At 52.7% G+C, this 25,823-nt stretch carries 26 protein-coding genes and 1 tRNA gene; 17 read left to right on the plus strand and 10 right to left on the minus strand.

Going from position 1 to position 25,823, the window contains the following annotated elements; genetic code table 11:
- The first annotated feature begins 149 nt into the window (after window positions 1-149).
- The 4 genes from RCI_RS00560 (at window position 150) to RCI_RS00575 (ending at window position 5,983) form a co-directional block, all read left to right on the plus strand.
- Complete coding sequence (locus tag RCI_RS00560) at window positions 150-2,138, plus strand: cation:proton antiporter domain-containing protein (protein WP_231844997.1); 1,989 nt, start codon at window positions 150-152, stop codon at window positions 2,136-2,138.
- A 133-nt stretch (window positions 2,139-2,271) separates the two neighbouring features.
- A complete protein-coding gene (locus RCI_RS00565; protein WP_012034433.1) occupies window positions 2,272-3,741 on the plus strand; it encodes a potassium/proton antiporter in 1,470 nt (489 codons plus the stop codon).
- 105 nt (window positions 3,742-3,846) lie between these two features.
- Window positions 3,847-4,524: an NAD-binding protein gene (locus RCI_RS00570; RefSeq protein WP_231844882.1), complete on the plus strand. Its 678-nt coding sequence runs from the start codon at window positions 3,847-3,849 to the stop codon at window positions 4,522-4,524.
- Window positions 4,475-5,983: a TrkH family potassium uptake protein gene (locus RCI_RS00575; protein WP_231844883.1), complete on the plus strand. Its 1,509-nt coding sequence runs from the start codon at window positions 4,475-4,477 to the stop codon at window positions 5,981-5,983. Before RCI_RS00570 ends, RCI_RS00575 begins: the two co-directional genes overlap by 50 nt.
- A 24-nt stretch (window positions 5,984-6,007) precedes the next feature.
- Here the strand turns inward: RCI_RS00575 and RCI_RS00580 are convergent, their stop codons facing one another.
- Entirely contained in the window at window positions 6,008-7,282 is a 1,275-nt protein-coding gene (locus RCI_RS00580; protein WP_012034436.1) for a cation:proton antiporter, read from the minus strand.
- Window positions 7,283-7,555: 273 nt separating this feature from the next.
- Between RCI_RS00580 and RCI_RS00585 the strand changes: the two genes are divergently transcribed.
- Window positions 7,556-8,854, plus strand: a complete 1,299-nt coding sequence (locus RCI_RS00585) for a cation:proton antiporter (protein WP_148266458.1) — start codon at window positions 7,556-7,558, stop codon at window positions 8,852-8,854.
- A 68-nt stretch (window positions 8,855-8,922) separates the two neighbouring features.
- Here the strand turns inward: RCI_RS00585 and RCI_RS00590 are convergent, their stop codons facing one another.
- Both RCI_RS00590 and cofD read right to left on the minus strand, forming a co-directional pair.
- On the minus strand, window positions 8,923-9,444 hold the full coding sequence (locus tag RCI_RS00590) for a zinc finger domain-containing protein (protein WP_012034438.1): 522 nt from the start codon (window positions 9,442-9,444) through the stop codon (window positions 8,923-8,925).
- 109 nt (window positions 9,445-9,553) lie between these two features.
- Complete coding sequence (gene cofD / locus RCI_RS00595; RefSeq protein ID WP_012034439.1) at window positions 9,554-10,447, minus strand: 2-phospho-L-lactate transferase; 894 nt, start codon at window positions 10,445-10,447, stop codon at window positions 9,554-9,556.
- A 130-nt stretch (window positions 10,448-10,577) separates the two neighbouring features.
- Between cofD and RCI_RS00600 the strand changes: the two genes are divergently transcribed.
- From RCI_RS00600 to RCI_RS00610, 3 genes are read left to right on the plus strand one after another with little or no spacing between them, the layout of a single operon-like run.
- Window positions 10,578-11,768 (plus strand): HD domain-containing protein, encoded by a 1,191-nt coding sequence (locus RCI_RS00600; RefSeq protein ID WP_012034440.1) that lies wholly within the window; start codon window positions 10,578-10,580, stop codon window positions 11,766-11,768.
- Window positions 11,765-12,127, plus strand: a complete 363-nt coding sequence (lpdD, locus tag RCI_RS00605) for a prenylated flavin chaperone LpdD (protein ID WP_012034441.1) — start codon at window positions 11,765-11,767, stop codon at window positions 12,125-12,127. The genes RCI_RS00600 and lpdD overlap by 4 nt, the downstream gene beginning before the upstream one ends.
- A 47-nt stretch (window positions 12,128-12,174) precedes the next feature.
- The gene (locus RCI_RS00610) at window positions 12,175-12,729 is read left to right on the plus strand and encodes a UbiX family flavin prenyltransferase (protein WP_231844998.1); all 555 of its coding nucleotides are present in this window, start codon (window positions 12,175-12,177) and stop codon (window positions 12,727-12,729) included.
- Between the two features lie 37 nt (window positions 12,730-12,766).
- On the opposite strand, the gene RCI_RS00615 is transcribed toward RCI_RS00610, so the two are convergent.
- Complete coding sequence (locus RCI_RS00615; RefSeq protein WP_012034443.1) at window positions 12,767-13,510, minus strand: HesA/MoeB/ThiF family protein; 744 nt, start codon at window positions 13,508-13,510, stop codon at window positions 12,767-12,769.
- Window positions 13,511-13,622: 112 nt separating this feature from the next.
- Between RCI_RS00615 and RCI_RS00620 the strand changes: the two genes are divergently transcribed.
- Window positions 13,623-13,694, plus strand: a tRNA-Cys gene (locus tag RCI_RS00620).
- A gap of 53 nt (window positions 13,695-13,747) precedes the next feature.
- On the opposite strand, the gene RCI_RS00625 is transcribed toward RCI_RS00620, so the two are convergent.
- The gene (locus RCI_RS00625; protein ID WP_012034444.1) at window positions 13,748-14,395 is read right to left on the minus strand and encodes a hypothetical protein; all 648 of its coding nucleotides are present in this window, start codon (window positions 14,393-14,395) and stop codon (window positions 13,748-13,750) included.
- A gap of 173 nt (window positions 14,396-14,568) precedes the next feature.
- On the opposite strand from RCI_RS00625, the gene RCI_RS00630 reads away from it, so the two are divergent.
- The 6 genes from RCI_RS00630 (at window position 14,569) to RCI_RS00655 (ending at window position 20,505) form a co-directional block, all read left to right on the plus strand.
- Complete coding sequence (locus tag RCI_RS00630; RefSeq protein WP_012034445.1) at window positions 14,569-15,828, plus strand: UbiD family decarboxylase; 1,260 nt, start codon at window positions 14,569-14,571, stop codon at window positions 15,826-15,828.
- Window positions 15,829-15,897: 69 nt separating this feature from the next.
- Window positions 15,898-16,959, plus strand: a complete 1,062-nt coding sequence (locus RCI_RS00635) for a radical SAM protein (RefSeq protein ID WP_012034446.1) — start codon at window positions 15,898-15,900, stop codon at window positions 16,957-16,959.
- Window positions 16,960-17,007: 48 nt separating this feature from the next.
- The gene (locus tag RCI_RS00640) at window positions 17,008-17,331 is read left to right on the plus strand and encodes a DUF2551 domain-containing protein (RefSeq protein ID WP_231844884.1); all 324 of its coding nucleotides are present in this window, start codon (window positions 17,008-17,010) and stop codon (window positions 17,329-17,331) included.
- Window positions 17,332-17,333: 2 nt separating this feature from the next.
- Window positions 17,334-18,317 carry a polyprenyl diphosphate synthase gene (gene uppS, locus RCI_RS00645; RefSeq protein WP_052309869.1) on the plus strand — a complete coding sequence of 328 codons (984 nt, stop codon included), beginning with the start codon at window positions 17,334-17,336 and terminating at the stop codon, window positions 18,315-18,317.
- Between the two features lie 174 nt (window positions 18,318-18,491).
- A complete protein-coding gene (locus RCI_RS00650) occupies window positions 18,492-19,691 on the plus strand; it encodes an Nre family DNA repair protein (protein WP_012034449.1) in 1,200 nt (399 codons plus the stop codon).
- 10 nt (window positions 19,692-19,701) lie between these two features.
- Window positions 19,702-20,505 (plus strand): SPL family radical SAM protein, encoded by an 804-nt coding sequence (locus RCI_RS00655; RefSeq protein ID WP_012034450.1) that lies wholly within the window; start codon window positions 19,702-19,704, stop codon window positions 20,503-20,505.
- A 2-nt stretch (window positions 20,506-20,507) separates the two neighbouring features.
- Here RCI_RS00655 and RCI_RS00660 read toward each other — a convergent pair whose 3' ends face one another.
- Entirely contained in the window at window positions 20,508-20,741 is a 234-nt protein-coding gene (locus RCI_RS00660) for a DUF2769 domain-containing protein (RefSeq protein ID WP_231844885.1), read from the minus strand.
- A gap of 162 nt (window positions 20,742-20,903) precedes the next feature.
- On the opposite strand from RCI_RS00660, the gene RCI_RS00665 reads away from it, so the two are divergent.
- Window positions 20,904-21,242 carry a rhodanese-like domain-containing protein gene (locus RCI_RS00665; protein ID WP_012034452.1) on the plus strand — a complete coding sequence of 113 codons (339 nt, stop codon included), beginning with the start codon at window positions 20,904-20,906 and terminating at the stop codon, window positions 21,240-21,242.
- 163 nt (window positions 21,243-21,405) lie between these two features.
- Entirely contained in the window at window positions 21,406-21,843 is a 438-nt protein-coding gene (locus tag RCI_RS00670; RefSeq protein ID WP_231844886.1) for a rhodanese-like domain-containing protein, read from the plus strand.
- A gap of 50 nt (window positions 21,844-21,893) precedes the next feature.
- Here the strand turns inward: RCI_RS00670 and RCI_RS00675 are convergent, their stop codons facing one another.
- The 4 genes from RCI_RS00675 to RCI_RS00690 form a co-directional block, all read right to left on the minus strand.
- On the minus strand, window positions 21,894-23,186 hold the full coding sequence (locus RCI_RS00675; RefSeq protein ID WP_231844887.1) for an MDR family MFS transporter: 1,293 nt from the start codon (window positions 23,184-23,186) through the stop codon (window positions 21,894-21,896).
- Window positions 23,187-23,382: 196 nt separating this feature from the next.
- Window positions 23,383-23,547, minus strand: a complete 165-nt coding sequence (locus tag RCI_RS00680; protein WP_048198841.1) for an Em GEA1 (EM1) — start codon at window positions 23,545-23,547, stop codon at window positions 23,383-23,385.
- A 373-nt stretch (window positions 23,548-23,920) separates the two neighbouring features.
- Window positions 23,921-24,250, minus strand: a complete 330-nt coding sequence (locus tag RCI_RS00685) for a P-II family nitrogen regulator (RefSeq protein ID WP_012034455.1) — start codon at window positions 24,248-24,250, stop codon at window positions 23,921-23,923.
- A 25-nt stretch (window positions 24,251-24,275) separates the two neighbouring features.
- The gene (locus tag RCI_RS00690; RefSeq protein WP_012034456.1) at window positions 24,276-25,493 is read right to left on the minus strand and encodes an ammonium transporter; all 1,218 of its coding nucleotides are present in this window, start codon (window positions 25,491-25,493) and stop codon (window positions 24,276-24,278) included.
- Between the last annotated feature and the right edge of the window lie 330 nt (window positions 25,494-25,823).

Below are 25,823 nucleotides of genomic sequence, written 5' to 3' on the forward strand. Positions count from 1 at the left end.
CGTGCAGGCCACCAGCAGGACCTGGTGAACGACATGATTTTATATGATCATAATATCTTCTATTTCTGTAAAAAGACTATAGCGGGGTAATTTAGATGGATTTTTCATTCCTGAGCAATATCAGTATATTGCTCGCCTTTTCCATATTGGTGTTGTTAATATGTTACCGGTTTAAGATCCCGGAGATCATTGGTTTTCTGGTAACTGGCGTTCTTGCCGGGCCTCACGTGTTCGGCATCATTCACAATGCCCATGACATCGATTACTTCGCGGAGATCGGCATTGTTCTGCTGCTGTTCACCATCGGCATGGAATTTTCTTTCAAGAAGCTGATCGAGCTTAAAAAAGAACTCATCATTGGTGGCGTAGCTCAGGTACTATTCACATTCCTTGTGGCCTTTGTCGTCTCCAGCATGATCGGCCTGTCTTTCAACACTTCAGTTCTGATAGGCTTCTTAATCTCCCTCAGCAGCACTGCCATAGTGCTCCGGCTGCTGCAGGACCGGGATGAGCTCGAGACCCCGCACGGCCGCATCATTCTCGGGATACTGATCTTCCAGGACCTCATCGCTTTGCCCATGATGCTCCTGATTCCTCTGCTCACGGGAAAACCGGGTGACATCATCAACACTATCCCCGCGATGATGGTCGAAGTAGTGGTCATCGTCTTCCTCGTCATCGTCGCTACTGTATGGATTGTGCCCAAGGTGCTCCAGAAAGTGGCCCAGACGAGGAGCCAGGAGCTTTTCCTGCTCAGCGTCGTCGTGCTTTGTCTCGCCATGGCGTGGCTGACCCAGAGCATCGGCCTGTCTCTCGCGCTGGGAGCGTTCCTCGCGGGGCTGATCATCTCCGAATCCCAGTTCAGCCACCAGGCGCTGGGTGGTATACTGCCTTTCAGGTACGTCTTTACCAGCATGTTTTTCGTGTCTATCGGCATGATGCTGGACATCCATTTCTTCATCAACAATCCTGTATTGATCGTTGCTGCGGTCATCGGTGTCATTCTGCTGAAAGCCCTTATGGGAGGAGCGGCTACCTTAATCCTTGGCTACCCTATGCGGACGGTGGTCCTCGTCGGGCTGGCGCTGTCACAGGTAGGCGAGTTTTCGTTCATCCTGTCCAAGATCGGCGCCGACAGCGGCCTGCTCACAGCTGACCAGTACCAGTTCTTCCTCGCCGCCTCGATTCTGACTATGGGTGTCACGCCATTCCTGTTGAGCCTCTCGCCTAAGACTTCGGACTTAATTTGCAGAATGCCCCTGCCGAAGCGGTTCAAGGCGAACAACTGTCCGGTCAAGGATGAGCCCGTGACGCTGAAAGACCATCTCGTCATCATCGGGTACGGCCTCAACGGCAGGAACCTCTCCAGAGCGGCCAGGACTTCCAACATTCCCTACGTCATCATTGAGATGAACCCTGATACGGTTGTCAAGGAGAAGGCTAAGGGTGAACCCATCTTCTACGGCGATGCGACCAATGAGATGGTCCTTGAGCACGCTAAGATCTCCGAAGCGAGGACGGCAGTGATTGCCATCTCTGATTCGATAGCTACCCGGAGAATTGTCCATGCCCTGCGGAGCAAGAACCCTCACCTTCACATCATAGTCAGGACCCGGTATCTGAAAGAGATGCCGTCTCTGTACGAGCTCGGGGCTAACGAGGTCATACCTGAAGAATTCGAGACTTCCGTGGAGATCTTTGCCCGGGTGCTGAAAAAATACCTCGTCCCGAAGAGCGATATCGACCGGCTGGTCTCTGATGTCAGGTCGGAGAACTACGAGGTGCTCCGGACCAAAAAGAAGACCTACACGCTTGACGACCTCCAGACTAATGTGCCCGAGGTCGAGATTAGTACTCTGGTAGTGACAGAAGGGATGCCGGCTCACAACATGAGCATCAAAGACCTGGAAATCCGGAAAAATTATGATGTCACCATAGTATTGATACAGAGGGGACTAGAAACCATTTATAATCCTGGAGCAGATACTTTGCTATTAAAGGGTGATACGGTTTTCCTGTTCGGCAGCCATGAAAATCTTGCCAGGGTGGCAGCGGAGCTGTTCAGTGAAAAAACCGTAGTAATGGAACAAACGAGTGGCCCAATTCCTGCGCAAAGTCGTGAAAATATGGGGGCATAGCCGGCGAAGTTCGGCTAATGGCATCGAAAGGCGTTACGTATCGCTAATCTGATACGGCAGCGCCTCCCCGAATCTTTCCTGGCGCCGGCGCTCGTACGTTCTGTCAGTCAGCTATTATATAGACGAGGGGTAGATGATGATAACGATTGAAACCATCCTGTTCGGCGCGGCTATTCTCCTGCTCATGGGTATCCTGGCAAGCAAGACCTCGGAAAAGCTAGGGGTACCAGTCCTGCTGTTTTTCCTGCTGATCGGTATCATCGCCGGGTCAGACGGGCTCAACGTCATCTATTTTGACGATGCCTGGCTGGCGCAGGCTATCGGCATTATAGCGCTGGCGTTCATCCTCTTCGACGGCGGGATCAGCACTAAATGGAAGAGCGTACGCTCTGTCGTTGAAGACGGAGCTTTGCTTTCAACATTAGGCGTTCTATTGACCGCAATAATTCTTGGCGTATTCTCCGCCTATGTGCTAAAACTGCCGCTCCTCTACGGCCTGCTCCTCGGGTCCATAGTATCCTCGACCGATGCGGCGGCTGTGTTCGCCGTTCTCCGGTCTAAGAGAGTGTCGCTGAAAGGCCGGCTGAAGCCTTTGCTGGAACTGGAGTCGGGCAGCAATGATCCAATGGCTGTATTTCTGACCATCAGCGTCATCTACCTTATCGCCAATCCGCAATCTTCGCTCACAGACGTGATTCCCATCTTTTTCAGCCAGCTGATCATCGGCGCTTTTGCAGGCTATGGGATGGCCAAAGTCAGCCTCGGTTTGATCAACCGGCTGCGTCTTGAGTACGAGGGGCTCTATCCAGTCTTTACTGTATCTACCGTCCTGTTTACCTACGGGTTAACAGCCCTGCTCGGGGGAAGTGGGATACTGGCGGTCTACATTCTCGGGCTGATCTTCGGAAACAGCAAATTTATCCACAAGACCAGTATCAAGTACTTCCACGACGGGCTGGCGTGGATGATGCAGATCATCATGTTCCTGACGATGGGCCTGCTAGTATTTCCATCGCAGCTCATACCGATTATGCCGGCGGGCATTCTCATCTCGCTGTTCCTGATGTTCATAGCCCGGCCTGTGAGCGTCTTCGTGATGATGGTTCTGTCGAAATTCGGCTTCAGGGAAAAATTGCTCATATCCTGGGTGGGCCTTAGAGGCTCCGTGCCTATCATCCTGGCCACGTTCCCGCTCATTGCCGGAGTCGACCACGCTCACACCATCTTCAACCTGGTGTTCTTCATCGTGGTCGTATCCGTGCTGCTGCAGGGCTGGAGCATACCTTACATAGCGCGGCTGCTCAAGCTCGACGAGCCTGAAACTACCATCCTCACCTGTGCCCGGGAGCAGGTCCACGTCGGAGATATGAACAGCGAGATCCTGGAGATCGATATACTGGAAGATTCGGCGGCAGCCAACAAGGCTGTCATGGACCTGGACTTGCCTGACGGAGTCCTGATCACGACAGTAAAGCGGGGCAACGAAGTCATTATACCTCGCGGCAGTACGATTCTGGAGGCCAACGATACGATTACCGTACTGGCGAACAAAATGCAGCGGAAGCAGATCTGTCCAATATTTGGACTGAAATTTGAGGATTGACCTGTTCTCGCCGAACCGCCATCCTTATATATACCTATTATCTCTGCTGCCCATGAGTATTTATAGGTTAATGCCGCTATTAGGTAAAAAGCCGTTTTGCGGTTGGTGTTAGCGTTGTATATCATCATTGTGGGCCTTGGCGGAATCGGTCAGAACCTTGCCCGGATTGCAGTGACAGAGAAGCACAATGTCGTCGTCATCGACGTGGATCACGAGCGCTGCAAGGATATCGCTGCCAAATACGACCTGATCAGCATTCCCGGAGATGCGACTTCTGCCGCCATTCTTGAAGAGGCGAGCATTGGCGAGGCTGATAGTGTTATCTGTACGACGGGAAGCGACGCGGTCAACCTGATGGTGATGATGCAGGCTAAAGAGCGCGGCGTCAAGCATCTGACCACCATTGTAAATGAGCCCGAGCACATCGACATCTTCAAGCGGATAGGCATAACCATTCAGAAAAATCCGGATGCGGTCGTGGCAGAAGATATCTATAACACGATGCTTCGGCCTACTATCAACGATTTCGTAAGCCTCGCAGGCGGTAAGGCGGAAATCCTCGAGATCATCATCAAAGAGAAGTCTCACGCTGCAGGAAAAGCCATCAAAGACCTGGGCTTGCCGCCCAACGTTCTGGTCATCGCTATCGAACGGGGAGATGACGTTATCATCCCTGAAGGCGGCACCGTGATCAACGAGGGTGACTCGGTGTACGTGTTCGTGAGGAGAAACCTTGTCGATCGTATCTTCCATCTATTCTCAGTGGGAACGCTCGGAAAATAAGCTGGTGTCGCATAAGCACCTCCGTATCATCCTGAGCAACCTGACAGGGCTCTTCGCTGTGACAGCCGTCATCATGGCAGTGATGGCTGTCCTTTGCGTCCTCCTGAACGAAGCCTACGCAGCCCCGGGCTTTCTTGTAGCCATGGCTCTCAGCGGAGGCCTTGCCATCGTTTTAAAGCTGCTTTTCCCCAGAGCGGAAGATCTGGAGCTACGGCACGCCATGCTTGTGGCGGCCATCGCTTACCTGGCTGTGCCTGCCGTCAGCGTATTCCCCTTCCTCATGGTCGAGCAGATGACGGTCATAGATGCATTTTTCGAATCTATCTCGGGCTGGACCTGCACGGGCATGACGATGATTCAGTTTCCCGAACATTCCAGCCGCTCGATACAGCTTTATCGTAGCACTATGGAGTGGATTGGCGGCATCGGCGTCATTCTCCTGATGGTTACAATCCTGATCCGGCCGGGCACCAGTACCTATCTGATGTACAAGTCCGAAACGAGAAAAGACCGGATCATGCCCAGCATACAGTCGACATTAAAAATGATCTGGTTCCTCTACTTCCTCCTCACGGTCGGAGGCGTATTACTCCTGATAATCGCGGGGATGCCTGTCTGGGACTCGATCAACCATAGCATGGTAGCGATCGGTACTGGTGGTTTCTCTATCTATTCAGATAGTATCGCTCACTACAATAGCTTCCCGATCGAGATCGTCACGATGGCACTGATGATCATAGGGGCGCTGCCCTTCATCTTCATCTTCAAGGTCATCAAGAACCCGGAAACTGTCTTTCGCATGGACTCCGAGGTCAAGGCATTCTTCTTCATCCTACTTCTTGGCGCAGCCCTGGTCACGGCAGAAAATTACCTGCACTTCGGCAATTTACTCGGCACTTTCAGGCACAGTGTATACCTGTTTGTCTCCTGCCTGACGACCTGCGGCCTGCAGACGTCCAACCTGACCGGGTGGTCCTATACGTCCCTTCTGATCATGTCTATCGCAGCCATCATCGGCGGCTGCGCAGGATCTACCACTGGCGGCCTGAAGGTGGCCAGGGCAATGTTCCTGTACACCGAGTTCAGGCTGTGGCTGAAGAGGACCCTGCTCCCCCGTAACGCGATCGTCACTATCAAGATCGGCAACAAGAGACTGGAAGACGACGTGGTCACCAAGGAACTGTCAGAAGCAGCACTGATCCTGTTCCTCTACCTGATCACTATCCTGATCAGCGTGATGGTGTTGTCCCACCTCGTGGACCCGAAGTACGACCTCTGCCAGATCATCTTCTCGATCTGTTCAGCCCAGGGCAATGTCGGGATTCAGAACGACCTTATCAACCCGGCCATGAGCAGCATAGGAAAAGTCCTGCTCATGATCAACATGTGGCTGGGCCGCCTGGAGATTATTCCAGTACTCCTGCTGCTGAGGGCGCTTCTAAAAGGCTTTAAAGTATAATCTATTTGCGCGCTGTTTGCATATTCAGGCCACATTTACCTGTAGATCTCCCTCGGGCTCCTTTTTATCTCTACCGAAGTCCGAGAACATCCAGCCGTAAAAGCGTGCCACTGATGTCTTTTCCAGCAGGAACACCAGGATGGAATTCAACACGATACTGAATAAGATGACTGCGTAGGTTATACACTGGATCAACTCCCCGGAAGCCAGACCCATCTGCAATGGGATCGAGGCCAGCACTGCTGCTGCCAGTCCCTTAGGCACCATGACGGCCGAGATTGAGGCATCTGCTACCGGCGTCTTTCTCGGCAGGGAAATCCATACGGTAGGTATGCGCACGTAGAAGATGATCAAGGTCAGGATTAAGCCCATAACCATCAGCGCTACGTTAGAGACTATGATCGAGAGGCCAATGTAGACGAAGAAGAAGGTCTTCAGTAGAAAGACCACTTCCGAAAAGAAAATTTTCTCAGTGCTGTTTAATGATACCGGCAGGATCCTGATACGGGTGATAGCCAGTAATCTGCTGAAAAAGTCCGCGTTGCCCAGCACGATGCCGAATGCAAGGGCTGCTATTGCTCCGCTGAAGCCCAGAACCTCGACGATACCGTATACGACGAACACGAAGGCGGGCGTCAGAAAAATCGAGTTATCCAGCGCCCGGATCTTGTTCAACAGCAGCGACCAGCCTAAAGCGCCGACTGCGCCGAGCAGGCTTGCGATCGTGAACGAGGCAATGATTTTACCGCTGATCTGCGCAGGGTCGAACATGCCGTACTTCAGCGATTCCATCAGCGCTATGGCCACGACGATACACAGCACGTCGCTAAGAGCAGACTCTAAGAGCAGGACCGTTTTACTCTCCTCTTTCATGCTGAGCTGGCGAACCATAGGTATGACCACAGCCGAAGACGTACCTCCGAGAATTGCGCCCAGCGTAAACGCGCTCAGAACGTCCATTCCCGCCATGATCATCGACAGCAGTCCTACTGCAATCATTGTGATGACAAAGTTGGTCACCGTCAGGAAAACGGACCCACGCAGTGATCTGTAGAGCACGTCTAACTTGAGGTCAAGGCCTCCCTGGAACAGGATGACGATAAGGGTGATCGAAGTGAATAGGGGACCCAGTGCTCCGAACTCCTCAGGGGTGACCAGATGGAGGAAGGGACCGATCGCAAGCCCGATAAGCATAAGCAGCAGCACATCCGGAATGCGGGTCCTGCTGAAGATGCCCGTAAACAGGTGGGCGAGAAACACTAGCAGTCCGACAGCGAGAATTGCAGTTGTAATCTCCATTGGTTTCACCTTTTCCTGGCCAGATCCTGATGACAAGCAATCGTTAATAAATGAGATATCTTCTTTATGGGGCTTGATGAAGGACCGTTGCGGGTTGTATGCTGTTTTATAACTATCATATAAAAACATGCCGATCAACACGATATCGCTAAATGCATGGTTTACTATGCTTAATTGTCCCAACGAGAGCGTTTTACTGGTTTTCCCGGAAAATGGCAATGTTTAAATAGGACAATAAGCAAGCATTTATCGAAATATCTGGTGGAAAAGAGGATGGAAGGAGAAATTGTCGTCCTTGAGACTTTACTTAGTCTGTGCTTACTGTTAATTGGTGCCAAAATCGGCGGCGAGATCGCTAAACGGCTCAACGTCGCAGCCGTTGTGGGCGAACTGCTGGCAGGTGTCCTGCTGGCTCCGACGCTGTTCGGCGGCCTGGTCTTCTTCGGGACACACCTGATCGTCGTCAACGAAGCCGTCCATGTACTGGCGGAACTGGGGGCAGTACTGCTGCTCTTTCTGGTGGGCCTCGAAACCCGGTTTGCGGACTTCCGGAAAAGCGGACTACTGGCTACCCTGGTAGCGATCGGTGGAGTGGTCGTGCCTTTCGTCCTCGGATACGGACTCGTCATTTACTGGGGCTATCCGGCTGAAGAAGCTCTGCTAGTCGGAGCCGCGCTTACCGCCACCAGCATTGCGATCACAGTAAAAGTCCTGAAAGACATCGGCAAGATGAAAACCCGGGAAAGCAACGTCCTCATCAGCGCAGCCGTCATCGATGACGTGCTCGGCCTGATCGTCCTCGCCATTGTGCTCGGCCTGGTCCGCAGCGGCTCTCTGGACGTGACCTCGATCATCTGGACTGCAGGTGTATCTATCGGCTTCTGGCTGGGGATGACTCTCTTCGGCGTGTTCGTAGTATCGAAAATCATCAATATACTGTGTCCGAGGAAAAATTGCCAGATGTACGATGCAGAAGGCAAACCACGGGAACCCCACAAGGCTGGCAAACACTGCACTATTCGCTGTAATGGAACTCAGGAAGTATCAGCGATTGCTATGGGCTTCGGCTTTGCCTATGTGGCGGGCATGGCAGGACTCGCCCCGATCCTGGGCGCTTTTGCTGCAGGCATGTCCGTGGCCGAGACCAAAATTCTCAATACTATCCAGGAAGTCACGGAAAAGATAAATTTCCTTATGGCGCCTCTCTTCTTCGTAGTCACCGGTACTATGGTAAACTTGAGCGGCCTGACCCTGGATTCCTTAGTCTTCGCGTCTATCCTGATCGTGCTGGCTATGCTGGGTAAAATCCTGGGCTGCGGCATCCCGGTCTATATCATGACCAGGAACGCCAGGGAAGCAATAATCGTAGGACTCGGCATGATGTCCCGGGGAGAAGTCGGTTTAATCATTGCGGGTATCGGTGCCACTTCCGGCATTTTCTCCAACGACGTTTTCTCTGCAGTCGTGTTAATGGTAGTGGTTACAACGGTTATCACGCCGATCGCTATGACACAGGCCTATAAGCTGCTGAACAGCCACGGCAAGCCGAAGGCTAAAAAAGCTGCGATCTAAACCGGCATACTGCAAAATCAGTAATACTGGGCACGGTGCCAGTAACCAGTGCCCTTGTTTTTCTTATTTCAGCCTTTTCTCAGGTATCCGTGGCGGGGAGAATATGCTACTCCGATCTCCAGCATCTTCTCGATCCAGTCGTCGAATTTTTTGCGGGAGATGCCCTGGGCGGACACACTCGCCCAGTACTCATCCACGGACACGTCTCCATTCGCCCCGAGTTCGTCAAATGTATCGGTCAGGATAGCCTGCTGCCCTTTTGTTCTGGTCTGCTTCGCCTCTTCCCTCATCTTCTCTTCGACGAGACGCTTATCCTCAGTAAACCTTTCATCCTCGATGTCCGCGACGACTTCTCTGTCAAACGCTCCGCAGGCGACTCCCTCGTCAAAGGTCGGATCACCGCAGATGTGGGCGTTGATCGAGCCCCGCATGGTCTGCGCTTCCTTGAAGTCGTCCGTGGCCAGAAACACTCTCAGGCTCTTCGTTTCATGCTTCTTGTTACAGTAGCGACATGACACCGTCTTCGTCCCCGGCTCTATGATAAACGGATTCCTGCAGGCTGGACATATCACTACGGCATACTTAGGCATGATTTTGAGATGGGCAGGATAGTATAAAAAGTTTGACGGGTTGCCCGGCCTGCGGCCGGGACAATCCAGGTTCATCAAAATCTCGCGGCGATAAATTGCCTGACTGTTTTTAAACGCACTTGCTCAACACGAAGTCTGCAAGTGCCTTGCTCTTTTCAGCGTTAGTCATCAGGGTGTCGAACTTGTCCACCTCGAAGTCGTAGCGGGAGAGGTCGGTGTTATCGCGCTTGTCCATGATGAACACATCTACGATGTCCTTGTAGCACTCTGCTACACCCCGGGTAGACGGCTCGAAGCCTTTAGCCTTCATCAGCTTTGCAGCCGGGCCGCTGATGGGCCTGTCCCCTATGAATGGGCTGACAGCTACTACGAATTTAACCTGCAGCGCATCTCTGACGCCCTCAAGGGCGAGGATTGGCCCTATGCTGGTGATCGGGTTGCTCGGGCCGATGATGATGTTTTCCGACATGCCCAGCACGTCCATGACTTCATCAGTAGGCTTCAGGGCTCCCAGCAGCCGGACATCCTTGACTTCGGGCTCACCCCTGAACGTGATCCAGAAGTCCTGGAAGTGCATGTCTCCTTCGGGTGTGGACACTACTGTGGTTACGTCTTCCTCGCTCATAGGCAGTACCCTGGTCTTGATCTCGAACTCGTCGCACAGCTCGAGAGTCGCCTCTGTCAGGGTGCTCCCGTACCGCAGCAGCTCGGTCCTGATGATGTGGGTGGCTCTGTCCTTGTCCCCGATCATCAGTTCTTCGTAGTGCCCCATTGCCTTGAGAGCGTTATATGTGTTGAACGTGTCTCCCCTGATGCCCCACCATTTCTCGTCGTCGATCACGCCGGCGATTGTATAGATGACTGAGTCGATGTCCGGAGTGATCTTGTTGCCGGACGCATAGATATCCTCTGCCGTGTTGACGACGACCGCAAGATCTTCGCTGTCCTTGAAGCCCCGGAGCAGCTTGGGGGTGCCAGTACCACCTGATAAAACCGTGAACATTGCTTCTTAATTGGCGGCAAGGGTAATAATACTATATCCCGTCATACTTGTCCTGCAAGATCTGACAGTTTCGAATGCATTGGCTCTCCTGCTTGAAATCAATATATACTATCAGCGTCAATTTTAGCATGTGAGCCCAATACGTGACCCGATCCATGGCTATATAGAAATACTGCCTTCCATCGAGAAGCTGCTGGACACGAAGATCGTCCAGCGCCTGCGAAACGTCAAACAGCTCGGATGGACTAACCTGGCATATCCGGGTGCCAACCATACCAGGTTCGAGCACTCTCTTGGTACATACTACCTGGCGGGCAGGCTCGCCGCTAATCTGGACGAGCAGGAAAAAGCCGAGATCGAAGTCGCTGCCTTGCTGCACGATATCGGGCACGGCCCGTATTCTCATGACTGCGAAGACGTGCTCGAAAGGTATACTCGCAGGGATCACGCGGATGTCAAGTTCCTGCTGGAGCGGCCGGAGATCGCCTCCATCCTCGAGGAGCAGGGCATGAAGCCGGCCACCATCGCCTCTCACATCAAAGGAGAAACCCGGATCAGCCAGATCGTGAATGGGACGCTGGACGTGGATCGGATGGACTACATCCTCCGGGACGCTTACTACACCGGCGTATCTTACGGTATCGTCGACGTCGAGCACCTGCTCAGGCACCTGGGCTTCAGGGACAATTCGCTGGTGCTGTACCAGCGTGGGCTGAAGTCTGCCGAAGCCTTGCTGATGTCCCGGTTTTTAATGTACCCATCGGTATACAACCACCATGTGGGGCGCATCGCAGGCGCCATGTTTGTCAACGCGCTCGAAACCGCTATCGATGCGGGGATGATAAATCCCTTCGACCTGCAGTTGATGGACGACTACGAGCTCAACGTGAAGATGAGGAGTATGCAGGGCTATCCGGGCGAGATCATCCGTCGGCTTAACCAGCGTGAGCTTTTCAAGAGGGCTTTATTCGTGGGCTTCGAGTCCGTGGACCGGAACATCGTGCGGTACTCGAGCGTGCACCGGGACGCAGAAGTGGAAATCGCCCGGCTGGCTGGTATCGATCGGGGCTATGTGTTAGTCGATATTCCTAAAGTGCCCGACTTCAAGGAGCGCAACATGAAAGTGCTCACCGAGAACGACCAGTTGAAATACCTCGACAGTGTCTCCAACCTGGCCCGGATCATGGAAAGCTCATACACCGATGACTGGCGGATGGGCGTCTACACCCTGCCGGAATACCGGGAGAAAGTGGGCCAGATCGCCAGGGACTACTTTAACGTAGAGAAGGTGCCGAAGCAAAGTAAGCTGGAGATTGCATGAATAGCCAGATCGTTCTCGAGAAGTCAGCAGGGCGGCTTACGGTCCGCCTGAGCGCTACCCGTATCGGGCCCGACCTGCTGGTCGTAATCTCCGGGGGAGCGGCTCACATCGGTGCCGTAGGTGCGGGCAATACCTGCTCTGGCCTGGCCAGTTCTTCGGTCATCACTATGCCAGGGCACAGGGACGACCGGATAGCGAAAGATGCAGCTGAACTTCTGGCCAAAAAGTTCGACTGTAACTGCGTGGTTGTGGTCGGAGTGCACTATGACGATATAACCCCCCAGGAGATCAAAGACGTGATGATCATGAGTAATTCCCTTATCTCGGAGATGGAGGAAGCGCTACGAACCGCAGAATAGTCATCGGAATTACCGGCGCGAGCGGCGTCCAGTACGCCATCCGGCTGCTGGATGTACTCAACGGGCATGTAGAGACTCACCTGATCATCTCAGAGCAGGGCAGAGAAATTATCGAGTACGAGACGGATATCCCGGTCGACAGGGTCATTAAAAAGGCTACCTTCTACCACGATGATGGAGACTTCATGGCACCGGTGGCCAGCGGCTCTTACCGGTGGGATACAATGGTCATCGTGCCATGCACCATGAAAACCCTGTCCTCCATCGCCACCGGCTTCGCCGATACGCTCATCAGCCGGGCTGCAGACGTGACCTTAAAGGAGAGCCGCAGGCTTATCATTGTGCCCAGGGAGATGCCTCTAAATCTCGTCCACCTCGAGAACATGGTCAAGGTAAAGCAGGCTGGCGCAGTCGTCATGCCCGCATGCCCTGGCTTCTATAACAAGCCTCAGACGATCGACGACCTCGTCGATAACGTCGTCGGGAGAATACTTGATCAGGCGGGCATCGACAACGATATTTTCCGGCGGTGGGGGGAGCCGGAGAAGAAAAAGAGCACCCTGCCGGCTTCGTCGACGAAGATACGGAGAGAGAAGCAATAAGCAGCCGGGTATCTCTCCCGGCAGCATGTCTTTTCGATTAGGGCTTGCCACAGGCAGCGCAGGCAGGATTACGCTCGATTTTCAGCTCATGGAACTCCATATACTCCCCATCGTAGACAAGCAGCCGTCCCGCGAGGGGTTCACCTATTCCCAGTATCACTTTTACCGCTTCGGTAACCTGGAGTGTGCCGATGACACCAGGGGTGGCTCCAAGCACCGGGAATACTTCCTTCGGCGGCGCCTTCGGGAAGATACATTCGAGGCAGGGCGTCTTTCCCGGTATCAAAGTGGTGATCCTGCCTTCCATGCCCCAGACCGAGCCGTGGATAAGCGGAATGTTGTGATGAAGCGAGGCCCTGTTGAGCAGGTACCGGGTTTCGAAGTTGTCCATGGCGTCCATGATCAGGTCACAGCCTTTCGTGAGCTCGATCACATTATTTTCGTCTATACGGCCGTTGAAGGGCTCTATATTGATCGACGGATTGATCTGGGCCAGTTTTTCATAGCCGCTCTTTACCTTGTCCTCTCCCACGTTTTTATCCCAGTGCAGGATCTGCCGATTCAGGTTGGATAGGTCGACGATGTCCATGTCTGCGATGACCAGCGTACCGAACCCGGCGACTGCCATGTATGTAGCAATCGGGCTGCCCAGCCCTCCGCACCCGGCGATGAATACTCTGGCCTTCCTGAGCTTTTCCTGGCCGGCTTCCCCGAAGCCCCTGATAAGCATCTGGCGGTTGTAGCGGCGGCGGTCGTAGTCTGTCAACGCAAGTGGCTGCATCAGTATTAAGTCTCACTTTCTGGTTAATATTGGTTGCCCAGAAATGCATTTATGCGCAATCTCACTGGTAAATTTTATATATCAAAAAGTGCCTATGAGATGTGCTCGATGCGCCAACGTGGCAGAGCGGTCATGCAAACGCCTGCAGAGCGTTTTCAACCCGGTTCGACTCCGGGCGTTGGCTTTAAAAATACTTTTTGTTATCTTTTCAATGACTGGAAAAGGGTTATAGGCCGTCTAATATTTCCTGAAAGACTTCAAGATCCCGGAAGATCGAATCTCTGGCTGTATGTGCAACTCGGGAGCCTTCGGTGAAAACTTTCTGTACGGGAGAATGTCGATTTCCATCTGGCTAATCTTGTCATACAGCTTTCTCTGCTTTCTGATCGGCCAGAGCTGGAAGAGAAAAACAGTGACCGGTTCCCACATGGCTACCCAGCCCGTCACTTCCAGGGCGGTTGAAACAAGGTGTGCTGCCGGGTGCTGGCCTGCATAGGTATCTATTGCCATGCTGGCAATGGTCGCTATTGCCAGAAAAGTAAGCCCGACGACGAGCGCAAACTCTCCATAGATCAAACGTTCCCGGAACTTGCGTCTCTCCATATGCGACCGGTATTCGAAGTGCGACCTGATCGCCTTTGCAATTTCCACCGATACTTTTGTGTTAATGTCTCTGTCCGGGAGATAAATGACGATCTTGAACCGGGTCTTCGGGGGGAAATCCTTGACTGCGTCGATGATGTACTCCTCGGCGTACTTATCCAGCTCTTTCTCGTGGAAGGGGGCAGGGTCAAGCGAGTTAAAAAGCTGCAGTACGGAGGATAAGTTCATCTCGATTAGGACACGCTCGTTCTCTACTTTGTAGAGCGAGTCTATGCTTGCCATGATCTATTCACTCCCTGTCCCGGTATACATAATTTCCTCTAAACTGTACACTCTGGCAGGCGCATGCCACCAATAAATTTATTATCTCCAGGCCTCGGTATAATAAAAAATACAGTGCCTGCAGGAGTTCTGCCTGGAACCCCGGCTGAGGCACGAAAAGCAGAGGCTCTGGTATGACCACAGGATTCAGAGAATTCATCGAAATGCAGCGAAAAGAAGGCAATGTGCTGGACGTGACGAAGACTGTATCACCGATCTTCGAGGCGCCGCGCATGGCGTACAACGACAAGCGCTGCATTGTCTTCCACGACTGTTTCGGCCGCAAGGCTGCCATGAATGTGATGAACTCACGAGAGCAGTTAGCGAGGGCCCTGGGAGTCAGCCAGGACCAGATCATCAGCAAGCTCAGCAGCACTGGCTATGACGGCCAAATCCGGAGGGTCGATGACTCCCCGATGTTCGAGGTCAAGTCTAAGGCGAACCTGAGCACTCTGCCCATCATGAAGCACTTCAAGAAAGATGGCGGCGCATACATTACAGCAGGCATAGTCGTTTCTAAGTATAAGGATCAGGTGAATGCCTCCATCCACCGTCTGATGGTTGTCAACGACAACACTCTGGCAGCCCGGCTGGTTCCGCCCCGCCACACCTACGTGCTCCACAAGGAAGCCGCTAAACACAACGAGCCCCTGCAGGTCGGCATCGTCATCGGCGTAGACCCTGTGACCGTTTTCGCAGCATCCACCCGGGTGCCCGAAGGCCTCGAGTGGAACTATGCCGCAGCCCTCAAGGGCGAGCCGCTGGAACTGGTCACGCTGGACAACGGCGTGGAGGTGCCTCACGGCGAGATCGTCCTCGAAGGCGAGATCGACCCGACGGAGAAGGTCAAGGAGGGCCCCTTCGTAGACATAACCGGCTCTTACGATCACATCCGCCCCGAACCCGTCATCCACCTGAAAAAGATGTACTCCCGGAAAGACCCGATCTACCACGGCATCCTGCCCGGCGGCGCAGAGCACAAGCTACTCATGGGCGTGCCCTACGAGCCGCTCATCTACAAAGCCGTCGGCGGCGTAACCAAGGTGAAGAACGTCGTCCTCACCGAGGGCGGGTGCTGCTACCTGCACGCGATCGTGCAGATCGAGAAACAGACCGAAGGCGACGGCATGAACGCCATCATGGCAGCGTTCGCCGCCCACACCAGCCTCAAGCACGTGGTCATCGTGGACACTGACATCAACATTTTCGACCCGATGGACGTCGAATATGCGATCGCTACCAGAGTCAAGGCCGATAAGGACGTCATGATCATCTCCAACGTCCGGGGCAGCTCGCTGGACCCGGTCTGCGAGGACAATGTGACCTCCAAAATGGGCATTGACGCGACCAGGCCGCTGAAAGCCAGCGATAAATTCGAGAGGGCGAAGATCTGAAACCGGAGATCTGAAACTATTTATTTTAAACTGTAAACCCACAGTATCAAATACAGGACAGGTCCCGATATGGTCGCAGACATCGGCAGACAACCCGTCAAAGACGATACAGGCTCTATGTACTATAGCCTCTGCGATGGATGCAGGCTCTGCCATCAGGGCGCCAAGATGGTACTCTTCATTACTGGCGTCTGCGGAAGAGACTGCTACTACTGTCCCATATCTTCCGAGAGAAAGAACGTTGATTCTACTTACGCCAACGAGCGAATGGTCGAGTCCGACCAGGATGTGCTTGAGGAAGCCCGGGGTATGGATGCCCTGGGTACTGGTATCACCGGGGGCGAGCCGCTGGCGAGGCTGGAGCGTACCCTCTACTATATCCGGCTGCTAAAGGCTGAGTTCGGGCAGGAGCATCACATCCACCTCTACACGTGTACTGCGCCGTCCCGGGATGTCCTTATGCAGCTGAAGGATGCCGGCCTGGACGAGCTGAGAATGCATCCGCCCCGGGAGCTATGGGATCACTTCTACGGCTCTAAATATCACGATTCACTTAAGCAGGCTATAGAACTCGGCATGAGCGCGGGCATCGAGATACCTGCCATCGCTAAAGTGCCCGAGATAGAGCGGGCGATTGTCAAAGCCGGGGCTTTCCTGAACCTGAACGAGCTGGAATTCTCCGACACCAACAGCCAGGCGATGAAGCAGAGAAACTATCGCCTGAGGGATGCGGTATCCAATGCAGTCCAGGGCTCTGAAACTCTGGCGCACGAGATAGTTTTAAATAGCAGTGCAAATATTAGGTATTGTTCCTCGCGTTTTAAGGATGCCATTCAGCTGCGGCAAAGGCTGAAGCGGACAGCGTCGAGGATAGCGAGAGAGTTCGACGAGATCACCGACGATGGTACAATCGTTTACGGGGAGATCCGGGGCGACCTCGCAAAAGCCCGGACGGTTATCCAGACTCTGGGCGTTCCGCAGGAGATGTATGCCTGCATCGACAAAGAACGGATTGAACTCGCCTGGTGGATCCTCGATGACATCGCCGAGGAACTGGCCGGTTTTGAGAAGTCCATTGTCGAAAGGTATCCCCTGAAAGACGGGCTGGTCGTGGAGAGAATACCTTTATGATTAATGACAATTTACAGACTATTGATTTCATTATCTCATCATCCGGGAGTGGTCACTCTGAATAGTACGGAAGACGAAATGGTGCTCGTAAGGATCAAGGATTACCTCAGCCGGGATAAGGACGGCCGTCGCCGTGCAGTTCTGGAGATGTTCCTTGAGAACGGGCCCTATGAGACAAAAGACATAGACGACAGGCTCCGGGAAAAGAACTTCGACGTCAAGAACAAGGGTACCCCTGCAATGGTAGGCCTGATGGGCTCCAAGACCGGTATCCTCAGTGTGGACGTCACCGGTGACCACAACGTGTATTCCATTAAGGAAAAATACAAGCACCTCGTCAGAGAGGCGCTGAGAGAGACTGAGAACGCGTGAGTATGCAGCTTAAAGGTATCCTACGCAACATGCTGTTTTCCAGGTGGTACGAGCACATACCTGTCATTTACAAGTGGTATGAGCTTTCCATGAAGCGCGAGATACTGAAAGGCCCGATTCCCCAGCACATCGCCATCATCATGGACGGCAACCGCCGATATGCAAAGCGCATGGGCGAGGTGGTCGAAAAAGGGCATATGCTGGGTGCCGATACGACTGAGCGGGTCATCCAGTGGTGTGAGCAGCTCAGAGTTCGCCAGCTGACGCTTTACTCCTTTTCGACTGAAAATTTTCAGCGAAACGAACGCGAAAAGAAGGCGATTTTTAACCTGATCAAGGACAAGCTGAGAAAATCCCGGGAGAGCCCCGAGACTCATAAGTATAAGATCCGGATCAACTGCATAGGCGACATGGACATGCTGCCGGACGACATGCGGGAAGAGATCCGGGAAACCCACAATGCCACAGGTAAATACGATAACTTCTTCCTCAACGTGGCACTGGCCTACGGCGGCCGCAAAGAGATCGTAGACGGCGCTGCCAGAATCGCGGAAAAGGTCAAGGCCAGAGAAATGAATCCGGAAGAGATCACCGAGGACACCATAGACCAGTACCTGTACTTCGACAAAAAGCAAAAATCCAGCGTCGACCTGATCATCCGCACAGGCGGGGACGAGCGTACGTCCAATTTCCTCCCCTGGCAGGCGAGCGGCAACGAGTGTGCAATATACATTTCAGCACCCTACTGGCCTGAATTCCGCAAGATCGACTTCTACCGGGCAATCCGGGCTTACCAGAACCGGGACCGGGACCACAAGGTCAAGTACGCGCTGAGAGTTATCAAGATCAAAAAACGGGCCGGCCAGTTCAGGAAAACTGAGGTCGTCGACTGCCTGAAATCCGGGCTCTCCTTAACCGCCGAAGAGGCGGACTCGATTTTGAAAGACCCGCACGTAGTCCGGGCGATGAAAGGCGCTGCCGCATAAGGCATCAACATTGTCGAATCCAGATCCACATTACTTTCACCCCACATAACGCGTATTTATCTTCTCAGATCGCCATTATCCAGTTACTATATGGATGCCGTTTTCTCATCCGGGGACCCTTTTAAAGATACCGGCCGCAAAGGCTTTTTTGCTCAGCCTGAGCCTTCGCTCTGTGTGGCCTGCAAGGGGACGAAGATGCTCTGCTCTAAGTCGCGCTGCCCGATCATGATCAAGCACTATGCGAAGCTGAAGACGGCACCGCAGATCGACAGCACTTCACTTTACGGTTCTGCGCCGGGGGTGTTTGTCGGGCGGCACGGGTACCCGCTTGTATCGATCGGGCCTCTGATACCTCCCGTGATCGGGGATACCTCGGAGATGGACACGCCCGAGCGGTGGATTGGCAAGACGATCGACGACATCGTCGGGTTCCGGAGCTCGCTTGTCAGGGGACTATATAAGGTCAACGTACGGAAGCCGGAGCAGTGCGGGAAAATCGTGGAGGACATGACGCTGCTTTCGATGGCAAGTAACCCTGTGGATACCGCCGCTGAATTTCTCCGCAAGCCGGCCGGCAGGATTGAGCTGGACGACGAAGTTCAGCCGTTCGGCCCGTCGGCGCCGCTGAAGAAGGCGGAAATCGGAAACTTCAGGCTCGACCATCGGATAGAGAAAGCCCACTACGATGGCGATCTTTTAGCCAGGGATGCGGTGCTGGAGCTTTATAAAGACGAAACAATGGTCACCCGCATCCAGCGGGCCTTTAGCATGGGGGCGTTCGGAGTAAAGAAGTCCCGGCGTATAGTTCCCACCCGGCAGAGCATCACCGCAGTCGACAGCATTATAGGGGAGACTTTGATGGAGCAGGTCAAGGACCTGCCCCTGATCAACGAGTACCGGGTTTTCGAGAGCTGGCAGCTGGATAACCGTTTCATCGTGCTGATGATCCCGGAGCCCTGGAGCTATGAGCTGGTGGAGGCCTGGTACCCCGACACGATCTGGAACCCTGCGGGCAGGGAGATCATGATCATCTCCGATGCCGAACGCTATGAAGGAAGGACTACCTACGCGAGCATAGGCGGCTGCTATTATGCTGCCAGGCTGGCCACTTGCGAGTACCTCGTCAGGGAGGGCAGGCAGGCTAAAGTGGTGATTCTGAGAGAGGCCCATTCTGGCTATGTGATGCCTGTGGGCGTCTGGAATGTCCGGGAGAATGTCAGAAACGCCTTAAAGGGACCGTGCTCTAAATTTAACACCCTGAATGAGGCGCTCACATACATTCAGACCCGGTTCGACATACCTATGAGCCGCTGGACGCTGAACAGCTATGTACTTAAGGATTCGAGATTCCAGCGGAGGCTGACGGATTTCTGAGAGTGCCATCATGAAGTATGAAGAGATCAACTGTAAGACCGCTTTAAGTAAGTCCTCGCTGCCCGAGCTGGACTATTCCCTTAACCCGTACAGGGGCTGTGAGCACGCCTGTAGCTATTGCTATGCGCCATCCACGCTACACTATAGTGGTAAAGATTCCTGGGGCTCTTTCGTGCAGGCAAAGGTCAACATGCCAGCCATCCTCGAGAAAGAGGCAAGGAAGTTCAAGCCGGGCACCGTCGGCCTGAGCACCGTCACAGATCCTTACCAGCCGCTGGAAAAAAAGCTGCGGCTGACCCGGAGTTGCCTGGAAGTGCTGCTGGCCAAGAGTTTTCCTGTCTGCATACAGACGAAATCTGCGCTGGTGCTCAGAGATCTCGATCTGATATCCGAGTTCCGTAAGAAAGAAGTAGGCTTTACTATCACTACGCTTGACGACAGAATATCCCGTATAATAGAGCCCGGGGCCAGTGTAGCGAGCGAACGGCTCGAGGCAATGAAAAAACTCTCTGAAAGCGGCATAGCCACGTGGGCATTCATCGGGCCGATTATTCCCGGCATACTCACCGAAGATAACGTCCTTGAGCTTATCAGAGAGATCAAGGCCGCGGGTAGCTCGCGGATACTCATCGACCCGCTCCGCCTGAAGCCAGGCTTAGATGTTGCTATGGATAAGCCCCTGAAGCAATTATCCGAACTGACAGGCCGCGCCTGTGTAATAAGGCCGTCAGAAGCCCTCTGGTATGAAAAACTGAAGGGAAAAATATTCGGGCTCTGCGCAGGCGAGAAAATCGACTGCGAACAGGGCCTCTAAGTTTAGTCAATCAACGTATCCAGGTTGCCGTGGATACAGTAGTAGCCGCCATCAAGCTGATGCTGGATGGCCACAGGGCACATGCCACATTTGCAGCCTTTTCTGACGATATTGCCAGAGCTATTCCCTCTGGAGCAAAAAAGTAGTTTACCTCCCTCTTTCTGGAAACTCGGGCACGAGCCACAGTACTGCATACAGATGTTTTTATTCTCCTGGCTGTTTTCGACGAACATCATTTCACCCGACCAATACTGACATAGAATCAATCTTTTAATATATAAATACACGGCGTAATAAAAAACCGCAGCTTAATTGCGCTGGCAATTATCAACGAACCTTGCGGAATGTACACGTAACTTTATTAAAAGTCCGGGTAGTCGTCCTATCTGTGATCTAAAATGCAGGAACTTCAGGTCAGGCGGATGTCCATCGAAGAGCTTAAAAAGCGAATGAAACTCGAAAAGCCTTTCATCCTCGCAGATGCCAGAGACATCGACTCGTATGATTCATCGCATATTCCGGGAGCTATCCCTATCCCCGTAGATGAGGTTGATCAACTGGCAGAAGGCTATGACCGGGATATGGATATTATCACGTACTGCAGCAGCTATGAGTGCACTGCGAGTACTGCCGCAGCTAAAGCGTTTCTTAAAAAAGGGTTCAGGAATGTGTGGGACTATAAAGGTGGTTTACAGGAGTGGCAGGAGCAGGGTAATCCACTGGAGAGTAATAAATAGCGGGATCCGGACTTCGCTTTCAGCCCCCTGATGACCCTCCGGTAGCAATGGCTCTGTCATCTACCCGCGCGGGCATATTCCGATAATATCTATTATCGGGCTGAGAGATGTTCTCTCTTTATCTTAGTCATTTTTATATTAATTACCTTTGTACTCTGCTCTGGTGATAAATTTGTACGCACAGCAGATCAAAGAGATCAGCGTCGACGACCTGCAAAACCAGATGAGGCGCAGAGAGCGTGGATACGTCATTGTAGATGCCAGAGAGTTAACCGAGTATTATAAGGGCCACATTCCCGGCGCATGCTCGCTTTTCGACGGGGAGATGAACGCTATAGCCAAAAACCTGGACAAGAACGCTAATATCATTGTTTATGGTCCCGGCCAGACTACGCCTTCCCCCCGGATGGAAGACAGACTGGCAGGAGACGCGGCAATGAAGCTCTCGAGCCTCGGCTTTAAAAACGTGACAGTCCTCAAGGGTGGCTTGCAGGAATGGGCAAACAGGGGTAACCGGCTGGACCGGTCGGAACCTGAGAGCATCAAGCCGGCTAAAACGTCGATCATGTCGGAAACTGTCCGCAGTGTAGAAGATATCTGATTCGGTTGATCAAAGAATGGAGTATCCGGGGAAGGGGTGCTTCCCCTTTATTATTTGTCCGATACCTTTATAACTGCCTCAGTTTTCTTCTTCCAGAACTTTACGGGGGTACCGTTCGCTTTAGCCGGCACTATGCGGGCGAGTAGCAGGAAGCCGAAACTGCAGACGACAAAGAGGGCACCAACGACAAGCCACATGGAGGGCACATTGTTGTTCATCGAATCTTTCAGGACGCCGCCGAAGAGCGGGCCTATAGCGTAACCGACCTGGGTGAACAGGCTGCTGAAGCCAAAGTATCCGCCTCTCCGGTCTTCCGGTGCCAGGTTGGCCTGTAGCGTAGCTGCAGCGGGAGACCATATCATCTCCGCGATTGTCAGGACGGCGACTGCTATGAAGGGCAGGACGACAATCGTAGAAGTGGCCAGCATTCCGAAGCCGGCGGCAAAGATCAGGCAACAGACCACAAGTGCAGTCGTCATCCTGAATTTTTTCACCTGCGCCGAGACTGCAAACTGGGTGAGGACCACAATAATGCCGCTCTCCGCGAAAATCACGCCAACCCAGAACTCGTTTAAGCCTACGTAGGACGACGAGTACACCGAGAGCAGCGTATACATCTGCTGGTACGGGACCAGCATGAGCGCCCAGAGGATACAGAAGAATAAAAACACCCTGTCGCTCAGAATGTATTTTATATCCTTCAGGTTCAGTTTCTGTTTCACTGTAGCAGGCTTAGTATCTCTGAGCAGGAACACGGCGATCAGGAGGTAGATAAACGTGGTTAGAGCTGTGATGTAGAAGACGCTGGAGTAAGGCATGAACAGCAGCAGAGAGCCGCCGAGTACAGGTCCTATTACCCAGCCTAGATTAGCCCCTATACGAAGCAAACCGTAAGCTTCGACCCGCTTTGAGGGCTCTACTACATCGGCTACCATGACTTCTGGTATAGGCCTATAAAGGCTTCCAACCAGCGCATTGATGGCCATAACTATGACCATATATGAGAATGAGAAGTTAGCATCGAGCGCATAGCTGAATAACAGATATACGCCTACCTGCATAGCCAGGCCTGCGATCAGGATCTTTTTCCGGCCGACAGAGTCTGCGAGCGAACCGCCTATGTACGATGCGACGGCACCTATGATGGCTGATACGAAAAAGCCGATGCCCACATCGGTCATCGATATGCCCATGTTTGTGTACATGTATATGGCCAGGAAGGTGTTGACCAGGGAAGTGCCAAGCACATTGATTATGTCTGCAACGAACAGCGTCCATACTTGCCTGTCAAAATACTTTAGAGTCCTGGTTAGCCTGGTTATCGTTTTCATAGGAAAGACCATGTTCTTGTCGCCTGAGTCAACCTGTAGATCAATTATATGGCCATATATACATAGAGGACTACTGTCTGAAAGTAATGCCTGTATATTTGAATGGCTGCAGAGTAGCACCAAAAAGGATACTTCGCTTATATATAGTTACCGAAATACAGACGCTTATAAAAAGATGTCCGGGGGCCCGTATGGACCTCCCGCTGGCTTAGTCTTGCTGTTTGCCTCTGTTGATGAGGTCCCTGACCTTCTGTCCTCCCTTGTGGCCAATCTGGACATAGAAGTCATGGCCGTGGGTCTTCTTCGTGGTCTCTCCACCCTTCCGTCCGGCCTCTCTGACAGTCATTTCTCCACGTTCTTCTCTTCTAGCCATAGGTATCACCAACACACGTTTTAATATGTATGTTAATGAATATATCCTGTGTAAATGTGTCATAGCTGTCCGAAAAATAAAGAAGAATATAAAAACCCTGCCGATGCTATGATAATTAGAATAAATTCCTAAAACGCTCGTTACTTTGATAATTAACCTTATTTTGTGATATATGTAGAATATATGATTTAATTCATCACCTGTTCCTGGTATCACTCATTTTGCGGGTCCCATACTGAGGACAGGGCCTTGGATCATTGCTGCATTACTATACCGTTTTCAGGCTGTGCCTGTTATGCTGGCAGGCCTGTTGTGATCTGCGATGATCACCACCTGCCTGCCAGCGTGCAATTACATGAGGCTTTCTTACAATCTATCTCCAGACTTCGTCGGTCCTTACCCTGGCCACCATATCGATGGGCAGGACGAAGATTTTGCCGTCTCCGTATTTGCCGGTGCGGCCCGCTTCCCTGATGATCGATATAATAGTATCGACATCCTTGTCTTCTACAACCATCTCGATCTTGACTTTAGGGATGGAATCCACATCTATTTTCTTTCCTCTGTACTCCAGGGAGATCCCCTTTTGCTCTCCCCTGCCTTTTACGTCGATGATGGTCATCGCGATAAAGCCCCGGTCATCCAGGGCTTTTTTCACGTTGTCCAGCTTCTCGGGCCGGATTATGGCTTGAATCATCTTCATAGTATCACCTTACCGAATCCATATTTTAGTTGAAAGCCCGCTCCCCGTGCTGCGAAAGGTCCAGGCCGACGTATTCTTCCTCTTCCTTTACCGTCATGCCGATCGTCTTATCCAGGATGTATACCAGGACGAAGGTCACGACGAACGCGTAGGCGATCGATGCGCCACTGGCGATGATCTGGCTGACGAACTGCTGGATGTTGCCGTAGAGCAGGCCGGTGTAGTCCGGCTGGATCGCAGCCGTGGCAAAGATACCTGTTGCAAGTGCACCCCACAGGCCTCCCATGCCGTGTACCGACCAGCAGTCGCAACTCTCGTCGAGGCCTTTCTTGATCCTGAAGAGCATGGCTGCGTAGCAGATGATCGAGGCAACGATACCGATGGCTATGGCGCCGAAGATGTCGACGAAGCCTGCAGCGGGAGTGATCGCTACGAGACCAGCGACAGCACCGCTTGCGAATCCGAGCGAGGCGGGCCTGCCCTTAATCCAGCTAAGTACCATCCAGGTCAGGGCTGCTGCCGCTGCGGCCGTGTTTGTCACCACGAAAGCACTTGCGGCGAGTCCGTTCGCCGTCAGGGCGCTGCCCCCGTTGAACCCGAACCAGCCGAACCAGAGCAGCGATGCTCCGAGCAAAGCCAATGGTATGTTACTGGGCTCCATCAGATCTTTGCCGAACCCGATGCGCTTGCGTATCACCAGGGCAATAGCCAGGGCCGAGAAACCTGCGCTGATGTGGACGACAGTGCCGCCCGCGAAGTCGAGCGCTCCAAGCTGAGCCAGCCAGCCGCCGCCCCATACCCAGTGAGCGAGCGGGTCATAGACCAGCGTGGTCCATAGCAGCCCGAAGATGATGAACGAGCTGAGTTTAACTCTCTCCGCAAATACCGACGTTATGATCGCAAGGGTGACTGCAGCGAACACCAGCTGGAAGATCATGAATGCCAGTGCAGGGTATGTCGCAGTCTCCGATCCGGGCTCCATGCCGATACCTTTAAGCCCGATGTGGTCCAGGCCGCCGATGATCCCCATGCCGTTGAGGTCGGGTGCAAAAGCCAGGCTGTAGCCGAAGAGCACCCACTGGAGGCTTACCAGCGCAAAAGCGACCAGCGACAGGGTAATCATGTTAACTATGTTCTTCCTCCTTACCAGGCCGCCGTAGAAGAAGCCTACTCCCGGTGTCATCAGCATGACCAGCGCGATCGAGATGAGCAGCCATGCTGTATCTCCTGTATCAAGTACCATTTTAGAACCTCATAGAGTCTTGTCTGACAGTTATGGCGATACCTGTCGTATGCTCCAATACGTAGGTTGATAGGAATACCTCCAGAAGCTGTTCATTGAGACTTCTCCTGGCAACTTCATGGGCTTTCATAGCGATCACAAGTATCACCGTAGGATATGCTATTCCTATATCTAATACTTATATTTTTCTACAACATTGTGTTCATAAAATCGCTTAACAGTTATGAATTTTTTATGATTTCTTAAAATAGCGTGGTAATATTGATTCGGTTCTCTGGTAGTTATAAAAAATAGCGTATGTGTAGTAACCTATATATATATGTGTAATAG

Origin of the sequence: Methanocella arvoryzae MRE50, assembly GCF_000063445.1 — an archaeon.
GTDB lineage: Archaea > Halobacteriota > Methanocellia > Methanocellales > Methanocellaceae > Methanocella_A > Methanocella_A arvoryzae.